The sequence below is a fragment of the Microbacterium sp. 4-7 genome (genome assembly GCF_014332665.1).
Taxonomy (GTDB): domain Bacteria; phylum Actinomycetota; class Actinomycetes; order Actinomycetales; family Microbacteriaceae; genus Microbacterium.
This window is the reverse complement of record NZ_MCRH01000006.1, coordinates 251,852-263,714: the sequence shown is the minus strand read 5'-3', so window position 1 is coordinate 263,714 and position 11,863 is coordinate 251,852. Positions and strand designations below refer to the sequence as shown.

Below are 11,863 nucleotides of genomic sequence, written 5' to 3'. Positions count from 1 at the left end.
TCAATCCTCATCGGCGAAAGCCTCCAGAATCGCTTCCTCGCAGAAGACGCGCTCGTCGACGGCCTCATAGTCGGCCGACTTCGGATTTCGGCCGGCGGCCTCGGGGGACGCCGGAGGGGCGACCTGGTGTCCGGCATCCGCGTCCGCCTCGGCGCCTCGCGCCACATGCTCGGACAGGAAGTAGGCCATCACCTTCTCGACAGTCTCGGGCCGCACGTTTCGCCCGGTCTCGTCGAACGGCTCATTGCCGGGCGCGTGGGAGGTGACGATCTCGTAGGACGGGAAGTAGTCGATGTCATCGAATTCCGATGCCAGCATCCCCGCCGCTGCACGCAGTACGGCTTTGGAGTAGGTGGTGGCGACCAGGACGTTGTCGTCGGTTGCGGTCGCGGCGAGCGGGACGGGCGACACCGTCAGCAGGAACTTGATGCCGGGGTTCACGGTCCGCACGAGGGTGCGGAACTCGGTGAAGTCCTGCACGATCTCGGAGACGGTGAAATTGTGGAACCGGTAACGGTCAGGATCGTAATCGCCCGCGATGGTGCCGGGAGCGGTCGGGTAGATCGTTCCGGATCGGACATCCTCCCATCCCTCCGTGAGCCCCAGAGTGAAGACGAGGACATCGGAGTCCGTGAGGACCGATCTCACTGCGACGATGTGCTCGGCGCGCTGTCGTTCCACGTGTGCAGCACTGGCGAGGCCCTCGGGCTCGACGGCAGGACGGAGTGCGTCGAACCAGCGATCGCCCCGCTGCCAGGCGATGTCCTCGCGCACGGAGCCGAAGAACGCCTCCTGGGCGAGCTGCAGCAGTTGCCGGACGAAGTAGATGTTGCCGTAGCGGGCGGAGTAGACGCCGTAGCCGTGCTCCCGCAGCAGTTCGACATCGACGTTGCCGGGTCCGGGCTCGGCGTCCACGACGTTGTAGCCGGCCCCGCGCAGGTACCGGGAGATGTGCTGTGCGAAACAGCTGCCCGCGGTAGCCACGGAGGAGCTCGGATCGATCTCGAACTTCTTCGTGTAGATGCCCTGCAGGTCGGTGACATCTCGACCCGAGATGGACTTCTTCCAGAAAGTACGACCAGGCCGCCCCCGGTAGGGCGATCGCGCGACCGGTGTGCCTGACTGTGATTCGGTGCTCATCTGATATCCATCTCCCCCGATATCCTCTACTGCCATTTCGCTCGGCCCAGGGCCGACGTCGGGATGGACCCGACCTTCGATCCTGGGCCGTGCGCGCCTCATGTCACGCGGAGCCGGAGTGCTCGACTTCCTCGATCAGCTGGTCGCGGAGACGGTTCATGAAGGCCGTGGACCTCTCGCGCAGCATAGCCACCTGCTGCGGATCGATCGGAGCGGGGCCTGTCTCACCGAAGATCTCGATCAGCTTGTCGGAGTGGTGAGCCGCGACGAGCTCGCTCCGCCCGATGCGCTCCATGAACGCGCGGTTCTTGTTCGTGGGCACCAGGACGATCGACGGCACGCCGTACATGGTCGCGACGACTGTCCCGTGGAACTTCATGCTCGCGAGCACGGTGCACTCGCCGATCGCGCGGGTCAGGACGTCGAGGTCCTCGGAGTGCACGACCTCCTTGTCCTCGACCTGAAGCGCCGGAGCGTTCGCGAAGTCGCGCTCGCCCACCGAACCCGTGCCGAGGATGATGTGACGAATGCGGAATCCACGCCGCTTCGCGTGTGCGGCCAGCTCTTCGAGCTTCGTGTAGTCGTCAGGCGTGTCGACGCGCCGCTGGCGCGTGACGATTCCGAGAATGGGCTGCCCTGCGGGCTTCGTCACCTCGGGCAGGTCGAGCGAGCAGACGATGTCCGGCTCACTCGTCACCGGTGCGGTGGGCTCGAGCTTCTCGCGGATCCAGTTCGCACCGAAATCGTCGCGCATCCCGATCAGCTGAACGTTCTCGTGGCCGAAGAAGCTCCGCAGACGGTTGATGATGTGCGGCTTCTCCTTGTGCTTCTCGGAGCCGTGATAGATCGGCACTCCCACTCCGGCCACGTAGAACGGCTTCTGGAGGTAGGTGCGATCGAAGTAGCGCGGGTCGGTGTTCCACTGCTGGACGAGATCGCCGCCGCCCATCACGATGGCATCGACCTCAGCGACCTTCTCCTCCACGGGACGGCTGAAGTAGGGCTGGCGCTCGAGGTCAGGGATGATCTGGATGTCGAACGTCGGAGCGAGGAACTGCTGGAAGACATCGACGAACAGCTCATCACCGTAGTTGCCGTGACCGAAGAATCCGACGAGTCCGATCGACTTCTTGGTCGCCGAGGTCTGGGCACTGACCTGCTTCGTGGCGACAGGGGCCGGTGCGGTGACGGCCTTCGCTGTCCGCTGCTCGCTCGCTTTCGGGAGCGCGGGCGCGGCGGACGCGACCTGCTTCTCGAGAGACTCGCACAGCGCGGCGAGCTCGCTGTGCACGCCGGCCACCTCCGACTTCACAGCTGAGAGTTCCCTCCGGCTGAGTGAGATGTCGGAGACGAGACCTCGTGCGACGTCCGCCGTCTGATCCGCTGCGGTGCGGGCCGAGCGGGAGAGCTGGCCCAGCCGGCGGATGGCGCCTCGTCGACTGGCGAACTGAAGCTGGGCGAACACGCCGATCAGTGCAGCCAGGATGGCGACCACGGCGACCGCCCAGTCGGTCAACCCCACGAGCGCGAGGGTGGCGGCGATGCTGCCCCCCACGAGGAACACGGCGGCAGACGCGATATCGCGACCCGTGTAGCGGGACATAAAACTCCTTCAGAGCCCACGGGCGCGGGCCAGCAACTTCGATCGACGGTCAGGGGGTGGCGCGGCTGCACCGGATACGGCTGTGATCAGCCTACAGTCCTGGAGAATATCGGTCAGAACGGTGACCGTCCGAGATTTCCGACGACTCGACCTGACGCCTGCTCGCGCCTCAGACAGGGATCCGCACCGTAGGAGCGTCGCCCGTCTCCCAGAAGTCCGCGTCCAAGACGCGGGTCACCGGGTCGGGCTCCTCCGCCCACACCGCAGCCTGCCGTGCGCCCTCGGACGAGCGAGCAGCCGCTCGAGCCGCATTCTGGCGCTGCAGTTCGGCGGCGGCAGCGCGACGCTCCCAGAGCTCGCGTTCGATCATGGTGCGATCTCTGGCGTGGATCATCGCCCTCAGGATCATCGCGAGCAGCAGCCCCAGGTACCCGCCGACCGTGTTCGACAGCACGTCGAGAACGGTCGACACGCGCTCGTCCAGGGCGATGCCCTGCGTGAACTCGATCGCTCCGGAGAAAGCCGGCAGCAGGAAGATCGCGAGCCACCAGGCCTTGCGCGCGAGCGCGAGTCCGAGCAGGAATCCGAGCGGCACGAACATGCCGATGTTGGCGACGAACTCCAGCTCGTTGTAGCCGAACCGCTCGGGCACCCCGAGGTTGTGCAGTGCGCGGAGCACGCGCCCGGCGATGCTGTCGAACTCGAGCTGCTCGGGCTGCGGCCACATCGTCACCAGCAGCACGAAGGCGGAGTAGACGATGAGCAGCAGCGTCGAGATCCACAGCCGCGCATGGCTTCGCGGAGGCGGCGGTCCCACGTGGATCTGTGTCATGGTCGCGTTCCTCTCATGCCCGGGGCCGGGCGACGACGCCTGCGGACAGGCTCGGGCCATGCTATCGATCGTCGATCGCATCTCGCCGCGAAGTCACCGAGAAACCGCCCCGAGGCCCACTGCCCCGGGTACGACACAGGGGCCGGACCCGAAGGCCCGACCCCTGTGCGAGAAAGCAGATGCTTACTTGATGATCTTCGTGACCGTACCGGCGCCGACGGTGCGTCCACCCTCACGGATGGCGAAGCCGAGGCCCTCCTCCATGGCGATCGGCTGGATCAGCTCGACCGTCACGTCGGTGGTGTCGCCGGGCATGACCATCTCGGTGCCCTCGGGCAGCGTGATGACGCCGGTGACGTCGGTGGTGCGGAAGTAGAACTGCGGGCGGTAGTTCGTGTAGAACGGGTTGTGACGCCCACCCTCATCCTTGGACAGGATGTACGCGGTACCGGCGAAGTCGGTGTGCGGCGTGACCGAACCCGGCTTGACGATGACCTGACCGCGCTCGACGTCCTCACGCTTCGTGCCACGGAGCAGGAGACCACAGTTCTCGCCGGCCCATGCCTCGTCGAGCTGCTTGTGGAACATCTCGATACCCGTGACCGTGGTCTTGACGGTCGGACGGAGTCCGACGATCTCGACCTCGGAGTTGATGGCCAGCGTGCCACGCTCGGCGCGGCCGGTGACGACGGTTCCACGACCGGTGATCGTGAAGACGTCCTCGACGGGCATGAGGAACGGCTTGTCCTTGTCGCGCACGGGGTCGGGAACGTTGTTGTCGACGGCCTCCATGAGGTCGAGGATGGACTGGGTCCACTTCTCGTCACCCTCGAGTGCCTTCAGAGCGGAGACGCGGACGACAGGAGCGTCCTCGGCGAAGCCCTGCGAGGCGAGCAGCTCGGAGACCTCGAGCTCGACGAGCTCCAGGATCTCCTCGTCGTCGACCATGTCGGCCTTGTTCAGTGCGACGAGCAGGTAGGGGACGCCGACCTGCTTGGCGAGCAGCACGTGCTCACGCGTCTGAGCCATCGGGCCGTCGGTGGCGGCGACCACGAGGATCGCGCCGTCCATCTGAGCAGCACCGGTGATCATGTTCTTGACGTAGTCGGCGTGGCCGGGAGCGTCAACGTGCGCGTAGTGGCGCTTCGGGGTCTCGTACTCGATGTGCGAGATGTTGATGGTGATTCCACGCTGGCGCTCTTCCGGCGCCGAGTCGATGGAAGCGAAGTCGCGCTGCACGTTCGTGTCGGAGGGGTACTTGTCAGCAAGCACCTTCGAGATCGCTGCGGAGAGCGTGGTCTTGCCGTGGTCGACGTGACCGATGGTTCCGATGTTGACGTGCGGCTTGGTCCGCTCGAACTTGGCCTTAGCCACTTGGTCCTCCTCAGGACGTCGTGTAGAGGTCACCGGGCACTGGATTGCGACCGGATCTCTACGGGTTAGGTTCTCAGTTTAGTAGAGAGGGAATGTGAAGTTGTAGGGGACCTGGGAGCCGGGCGTGAACCCGGCTCCCAGGAAAGTGTTACTCGCCGCCGCCCTGGTGCTTCTGGACGATCTCGTCGGCCACAGCGCGGGGAACCTCAGCGTAGCTGTTGAACTCCATCGAGTAGACGGCGCGGCCCGAGGTCTTCGAGCGCAGGTCGCCGATGTAGCCGAACATCTCGGACAGCGGGACGTGTGCACGGACGACCTTGACGCCTGCGGCGTCCTCCATCGACTGGATCTGGCCACGACGCGAGTTCAGGTCGCCGATGACGTCGCCCATGTACTCCTCAGGAGTACGCACCTCGACCGCCATGAGCGGCTCGAGCAGCGCCGGGTTCGCCCGACGAAGGGCTTCCTTCATGCCCATCGATCCTGCGATCTTGAACGCCATCTCCGAGGAGTCGACGTCGTGAGCAGCACCATCGACGATGGTCGCCTTGACACCCACGATGGGGTATCCGGCGAGCACGCCGACGTTCATCGCGTCCTGGAAGCCGGCATCGATCGAGCCGATGTACTCGCGCGGGATGCGACCACCGGTGACCGCGTTGACGAACTCGTACGTCTTCTCGTCGTCGAGGTCGAGCGGCTCGATGTTGAACTGGATCTTCGCGAACTGACCCGATCCACCGGTCTGCTTCTTGTGCGTGTAGTCGTACTTCTCGACGCCCTTGCGGATCGTCTCGCGGTACGCCACCTGCGGCTTGCCGACGTTGGCCTCGACGTTGAACTCGCGCTTCATGCGATCGACGAGGATGTCGAGGTGCAGCTCGCCCATTCCCTTGATGGTCGTCTGACCGGTCTCGGGGTTGAGCTCCGTGCGGAAGGTCGGGTCCTCTTCAGCGAGCTTCTGGATGGCGACACCCAGCTTCTCCTGGTCGGCCTTGGTCTTCGGCTCGATCGCGACCTCGATGACGGGCTCGGGGAACGTCATCGACTCGAGGACGACCGGCGAGGCCGGGTCGGTGAGGGTGTCACCGGTGGTGGTGTCCTTCAGACCGATGACGGCGTAGATGTTGCCGGCGGTGACCGAGGGAACCGGGATCTCCTTGTTGGCGTGCATCTGGAAGATCTTCCCGATGCGCTCCTTCTTGCCCTTGGTCGAGTTGATGACCGCAGCGCCGGAGTCGAGCTGTCCCGAGTAGACGCGGACGTAGGTCAGGCGACCGAAGAACGGGTGCACGGCGACCTTGAACGCGAGAGCCGCGAACGGGTCCTTCGCGTCGGGGTGACGCTCGATGATCGTGTCGTAGTCCTTGGGGTCGTGCGCCTCGATCGAGCCCACGTCGAGCGGGTTCGGGAGGTAGTCGACGACGGCATCCAGCATCGGCTGCACGCCACGGTTCTTGAACGCGGAACCGCAGAGGACCGGGTAGATCTCGGAAGCCACGGTGAGCTTGCGGATCGCGCCCTTGATCTCGGCGACGGTCAGCTCTTCGCCACCGAAGAACTTCTCGAGCAGCGCGTCGTCGGTCTCGGCGACGGTCTCGAGAAGCTGCTGACGGTACTCGTCGGCCTTCTCCTTGAGGTCGGCCGGGATCTCCTGGATCTCGTAGGAGGCACCCATGGTGACGTCACCCTTGGAGTCACCCGCCCAGACGAGCGCGCGCATCTCGACGAGGTCGACGACGCCGATGAAGTCGTTCTCCGCACCGATGGGCAGCTGGATGACCAGCGGCTTGGCGCCGAGGCGGTTGATGATGGTGTCGACGGTGAAGTAGAAGTCCGCGCCGAGCTTGTCCATCTTGTTGACGAAGCAGATGCGGGGGACGTTGTACTTGTCGGCCTGACGCCACACGGTCTCGGACTGGGGCTCGACGCCCTCCTTGCCGTCGAAGACGGCGACAGCACCGTCGAGGACGCGGAGCGAGCGCTCCACCTCGACCGTGAAGTCCACGTGACCGGGGGTGTCGATGATGTTGATCTGGTTCTTGTTCCAGTAGCAGGTCACGGCGGCAGACGTGATCGTGATGCCGCGCTCCTTCTCCTGCTCCATCCAGTCGGTGGTCGAGGCACCGTCGTGGGTCTCGCCGAGCTTGTGGTTGACGCCCGTGTAGAACAGGATGCGCTCGGTCGTGGTGGTCTTGCCAGCATCGATGTGAGCCATGATGCCGATGTTCCGAACCTTGCTCAGGTCGGTGAGCACGTCTTGTGCCACAGGAGTGTCCTTATCTTTTGTGCAGTCGTACTGCGAAGAGGGGGGTGCCCGCCCCCGATGTGTGATCGGGGGCGGGCGAAGCTGTTTACCAGCGGTAGTGAGCGAACGCGCGGTTCGACTCGGCCATCTTGTGCGTGTCCTCGCGGCGCTTGACCGCTGCACCGAGACCGTTCGACGCGTCGAGGATCTCGTTCTGGAGACGCTCGGTCATCGTCTTCTCACGACGACCCTTGGCGTAGCTGACGAGCCAGCGCAGCGCGAGGGTGTTCGCGCGGTGCGGCTTGACCTCGACCGGAACCTGGTAGGTCGAGCCACCGACGCGGCGGCTCTTGACCTCGAGAGTCGGGCGCACGTTGTCGAGCGCCTTCTTCAGAGTGGCGACGGCGTCCTGACCGTTCTTCGCCTCGACGCCACGGAGGGCGTTGTAGACGATCGACTCGGCGAGGGACTTCTTGCCGTCGACCAGGATCTTGTTGACCAGCTGGCTGACGATCGGAGCGCCGTATACCGGGTCGTTGACGACGGGACGCTTGGGGGCGGGACCCTTACGAGGCATTGGACTCAGCCCTTCTTTGCGCCGTAGCGGCTGCGAGCCTGCTTACGGTTCTTGACGGCCTGGGTGTCCAGGGCGCCACGGACGATCTTGTAACGGACACCGGGGAGGTCCTTGACACGGCCTCCACGGACGAGCACCAGCGAGTGCTCCTGGAGGTTGTGACCCTCACCAGGGATGTAGGCGGTGACCTCGGTGCCGTTGCGGAGCTTCACACGAGCGACCTTGCGCATCGCCGAGTTCGGCTTCTTCGGGGTGGTGGTGTAGACGCGGGTGCAGACCCCGGCCTGCTGCGGGTTCGACTTGAGTGCAGGCGCCTTGGTCTTCGAGACCTTGGGCGAGCGACCCTTGCGAACCAACTGCTGAATGGTTGGCACGTTCTCTCCTCATAATGCTGCACGGTGACAGCGTGATGGGTTTCACATCAGTGACCCACCGGCACGCCGGAATCGACGAGCCTTTGTGGTGGTGGGTATGCCGTGGGGGCGGACCGGCATGGTGCCGACGCCCAGCGCGCACGTCGAGACGTGCACACACCTGATCAAGTGTAATGCCGCGTAACGTGGTGGTCAAATGAAGGCCGCTCAGCGGCGGTCGCTAGGCCTGGTCCGAGTCGAACGGGGAGTCGAGCGAATCGGTGAGCTCGGCGAGCAGCGCCTCGATCTGCGGCTCGACATGCTGCGAGATCGCGGCCTGGATGTAGATGCGGTGGCGCAGCAGGATGCCGCAGATCTCACGGCCGACCATGTTCGCGTACTCGTCGGCGAGGGCCACCTCCTGTCGCAGCGCCACCTTCGCCTCGTCGCTCAGCGGCGGCAACGGCGGCAGATCGTCGACCGCCTCGTCCGCCAGTCCCGCGATCGTGAAGAGGAACGGCGCACCGGGGACCGGCTCAGGATCGAGCGGGAGTCCGTCGAACTCCGGATCCAGCCCGTCGGCCGGACGGTAGCTGCGCGCCCGGTTCCGTGCGGCCTGCTGGTCGAGCTCGCGCTGGAGCATCGGGAGGTTTCTTGCGGTGTACTCGGCCACGGCATGGTCGACGATCGTCTTGATCCGAGTCGAGAGGCCGTGCTGCACGCCGTGCGGCGTGTTCGAGCCGATGCCCGCCGCCGACAGGATCGGCGAGCCCAGGCAACGCCGACAGGGCGCGACCCGACCACGATGCGTCGCCGGCTCCCAGCGCGGCACCCACCGCAACCAGGCCTCGACGGCCTGGTCGACCTGCGTCTCCAACGAGCGCTCCACACGTAGAGCGTACGGCGCGTGCACCGCTGCTGCCGAGATTTCGTCTCGACGGCGGGGCGTCATTCCTCGTCGTCGCGCTCCCACGGCCACTGCGGCTGCTGCGCGCGCGTGCGGCGCAGCGCGATGCCGCCCCAGGCGGCGATGGCCCCGGCGGCCAACAGCACCGCGCTCGCCCCGCCACGGACGAGATCGCCCGCGACGACCGTCGCGACGATCAGGTCACCGCTCGCGACCGCGACCGCGATCCAGAGGACGACCAGGTGCGCGAGCGCCGTGGCCAGCGCGACGGCGGGCGCCGCGAGGAACGACGGATGCGATCGCCGCAGCGACCCCCAGAGCGACAGCGCGAACGCCACCACCGCCGCGAGCATCCCGACCGCTCCCGGCACCTGCCCCAGGCCAGGGACGGCGATGATGTCCCGGTCGGTGGCCACGCTCAGCGCGCCGAGGCCGAACACCGCCAGGGCGAAGAAGCTGATCGTGGCGAGAACCAGAGCCAGGATGGCCGAAACCCCCGGGGACGCGGGTCCACGGGGGTTCGGCGATGACATGTTCGTGATTACCTCGAGAGCGTCGGACCGGCCTCGAGCGTGCGCTCGTACTCACGCTGCGCCTCGGCGTTGAGCTCGGTCTTGCGCGCCCCGCTGCGGGCGACCCACGCGCCGAACCAGATGGTCAGCTCGCGGCCGAAGACGAACGCCGCGATGGCGAGCGGGTGGAAGAGCTGGGCTCCGATGAGCTCGCTCCCCTCCCGAGCCGTGAGCAGCCAGAACGGCGCCTCGAAGAGAGCACCGAGGATGTGTCCGCCGTAGGCGATGAGCCCGACGATGATGCCGAAGACCACCCAGAGTCCCCAGCGTCCGCGGTTGATGAACGCTCCGAGAAGCCAGAAGCCGAGGAAGAACACCACGACGGGGACCCAGAAGCCCCAGGTCATCAGCGGAGCGAGAGCCGCTTCGCCGATGTTCTCGCCCGTGATGTCACCCGCGACGGCACGAAGGCCGAGCGTCGCACCCAGGTAGAGGATCGCGAAGGCGACGGTCGCGAGCAGACCGATCGCACCGGCGGTGCCGCGGTTTCCCCGCTCGCGGGGCGGCTCGGGAGCCTGGACGAAGATCGGCTGCTGCTGGACCGGCGCGATGACCGGTTCGGCGGCGGCAGGCTCGGACGGGACGATCCGGGTCTCGGTGTGGTCGGCCGACGAGTACGCGGCTCCGGCGAGAGCGGACTGCTCGTGCGCGACCGGCGGCGTGTAGGCGGGGGGTGCGTCCGCATCCGTGCCGAACGACTTCGTCGTGTCCGCATCCGTGTTCCGCGACGTCGTCGTGTCGTCTGCGTCGAGGTACTTCGGGTCGTTGAGCTCGGGCGTCGCGAAGGTGCCGGGGTGATCCTTCTCGGCGGCTTCGAACGCGGCGAGATCCGGGTCGACGGCGGGCTGGGCAGGTGTCGGAGCCGACGTGTCGTGCGCAGCGTCCGCGGGCGTGCCATGCACGCCTGCACCCGCTGCGGCGGCGGCGTCGAGTCCAGCGTTCGCGCTGTCGACGACGTCGTTGACGTCCTTCGGCCGCTCGGGCTGGGGAACCTCGGGGTCACTCATGGGGGTGCGCCTCTCATCGGATGTGTGCATTGCGAGATTACCGCCGCCCGACCGCACCCCGAGGGAGGCGTGCCGACGTGTCGTGCAGCCCGTGATCGCTAGGGAAGCGTCGAACGGAGGGTGTCGCCGACGAACGATGCGACGACCGGCACGATCGGCATCGAGAACCAGACGAGAGCGCCGATCACGCCCGCGCACAGCACTCCGGCGACCCAGCTGATCGCCACGTTCCGCCCGGCCACACGCGTCATGTCATCACGTTACGGCCGCCGTCGTACGACGGGTGATCGCAACGCCGCGAACGCTGCGACCATGATCGCGGATCAGCCCTTCGTGGCGCCCGCGGTCAGTCCGCCGACGATGTACCGCTGCAGGAACAGGAACAGGATCATCACCGGGATGGCGGCCATCACCGCGCCGGCCGAGAAGGCCGACCAGTCCGCGTATCGCGGGTTGGCGACGAGCTTGGTGAGACCGACGACCAGGGTCTGCTGCTCGACATCGACGAGCATGACGCTCGCGATCACGTACTCGTTCACCGTGCCGATGAACGACAGCAGCGCGACGACCGCGAGGATCGGCGCGACCAGCGGCAGGATCATCGTGAAGAAGATGCGCGCGTGTCCGGCGCCGTCGATGCGGGCCGCTTCATCGAGCTCCATCGGCAGGGTGTTGAAGAACCCGTACATCAGGTAGGTGTTCACCCCGAGCGCGCCGCCGAGGTAGACGAGGATCAACCCCGTGTGCGTGTTCAGTCCGATCGCGGGGAACCAGTCCCCCAGCGTCGACATCAGCAGGAAGATCGCGACCACGGCGAGGAGCTGCGGGAACATCTGCACGACGACGATCGTGACGAGGCCGATGCGGCGACCCGCGAAGCGCATGCGCGAGAAGGCGTATGCCGCGAGGGCGCCGATGAACACCGTCACGGCTCCCGTGACCACGGCGATGACGAGCGTGTTCAGGAACCACAGCCCGTAGGGGTTCTGCGGGTCGCTCAGGATGCGCACGTAGCTGTCGAAGCCGAACGCCGAGAACAGCTGGTTCGATCCGGTCAGTGTTCCTCTCGGATTGAGCGAGGCCGAGACGACGTACAGCAGCGGGAACAGCGCGAAGGCGCTGACGACGATGGCGACCACATGGCGCCATCCGGTGTCGGCGAACCATGCGCCGAAGCTGCGGCGACGCGGCGCGAAGTTCTGTTCGACGGCGACGGTGCGGGCGGTGGTGCCGATGTCCGTGGTGCTCAT

General features: G+C 66.2%; 12 protein-coding genes and 1 pseudogene. 1 reads left to right on the top strand and 12 read right to left on the bottom strand.

Annotation, left to right across the window (positions count from 1 at the left end; translation table 11 throughout):
* Window positions 1–1,140, bottom strand: a complete 1,140-nt coding sequence (locus BEP68_RS13710) for a GSCFA domain-containing protein (RefSeq protein WP_187250315.1) — start codon at window positions 1,138–1,140, stop codon at window positions 1–3.
* Between the two features lie 158 nt (window positions 1,141–1,298).
* On the opposite strand from BEP68_RS13710, the gene BEP68_RS18445 reads away from it, so the two are divergent.
* Complete coding sequence (locus BEP68_RS18445) at window positions 1,299–1,400, top strand: hypothetical protein (RefSeq protein WP_350223955.1); 102 nt, start codon at window positions 1,299–1,301, stop codon at window positions 1,398–1,400.
* Between the two features lie 71 nt (window positions 1,401–1,471).
* Here the strand turns inward: BEP68_RS18445 and BEP68_RS13705 are convergent.
* From BEP68_RS13705 to BEP68_RS13655, 11 genes and pseudogenes are all read right to left on the bottom strand, one after another.
* A pseudogene (locus tag BEP68_RS13705) lies at window positions 1,472–2,743 on the bottom strand (polysaccharide pyruvyl transferase family protein); the annotation flags it as partial.
* A 169-nt stretch (window positions 2,744–2,912) separates the two neighbouring features.
* Window positions 2,913–3,575, bottom strand: coding sequence for a VanZ family protein (locus BEP68_RS13700; protein WP_187250313.1), 663 nt, complete (start codon window positions 3,573–3,575; stop codon window positions 2,913–2,915).
* 183 nt (window positions 3,576–3,758) lie between these two features.
* Complete coding sequence (tuf, locus tag BEP68_RS13695) at window positions 3,759–4,949, bottom strand: elongation factor Tu (RefSeq protein ID WP_053097508.1); 1,191 nt, start codon at window positions 4,947–4,949, stop codon at window positions 3,759–3,761.
* A 148-nt stretch (window positions 4,950–5,097) separates the two neighbouring features.
* Window positions 5,098–7,218 (bottom strand): elongation factor G, encoded by a 2,121-nt coding sequence (fusA, locus tag BEP68_RS13690; protein WP_053097509.1) that lies wholly within the window; start codon window positions 7,216–7,218, stop codon window positions 5,098–5,100.
* An 85-nt stretch (window positions 7,219–7,303) separates the two neighbouring features.
* Window positions 7,304–7,774 (bottom strand): 30S ribosomal protein S7, encoded by a 471-nt coding sequence (gene rpsG / locus BEP68_RS13685; RefSeq protein WP_050722490.1) that lies wholly within the window; start codon window positions 7,772–7,774, stop codon window positions 7,304–7,306.
* A 5-nt stretch (window positions 7,775–7,779) separates the two neighbouring features.
* Window positions 7,780–8,148 carry a 30S ribosomal protein S12 gene (rpsL, locus tag BEP68_RS13680; protein WP_013584051.1) on the bottom strand — a complete coding sequence of 123 codons (369 nt, stop codon included), beginning with the start codon at window positions 8,146–8,148 and terminating at the stop codon, window positions 7,780–7,782.
* A gap of 220 nt (window positions 8,149–8,368) precedes the next feature.
* Entirely contained in the window at window positions 8,369–9,016 is a 648-nt protein-coding gene (locus BEP68_RS13675; RefSeq protein ID WP_053099216.1) for a hypothetical protein, read from the bottom strand.
* A gap of 59 nt (window positions 9,017–9,075) precedes the next feature.
* Window positions 9,076–9,567, bottom strand: a complete 492-nt coding sequence (locus tag BEP68_RS13670; RefSeq protein ID WP_187250312.1) for a hypothetical protein — start codon at window positions 9,565–9,567, stop codon at window positions 9,076–9,078.
* 8 nt (window positions 9,568–9,575) lie between these two features.
* On the bottom strand, window positions 9,576–10,613 hold the full coding sequence (locus BEP68_RS13665) for a hypothetical protein (RefSeq protein ID WP_053097511.1): 1,038 nt from the start codon (window positions 10,611–10,613) through the stop codon (window positions 9,576–9,578).
* A gap of 98 nt (window positions 10,614–10,711) precedes the next feature.
* Complete coding sequence (locus BEP68_RS13660; RefSeq protein WP_171821933.1) at window positions 10,712–10,864, bottom strand: hypothetical protein; 153 nt, start codon at window positions 10,862–10,864, stop codon at window positions 10,712–10,714.
* Window positions 10,865–10,936: 72 nt separating this feature from the next.
* Window positions 10,937–11,863 (bottom strand): sugar ABC transporter permease, encoded by a 927-nt coding sequence (locus tag BEP68_RS13655; protein WP_187250311.1) that lies wholly within the window; start codon window positions 11,861–11,863, stop codon window positions 10,937–10,939.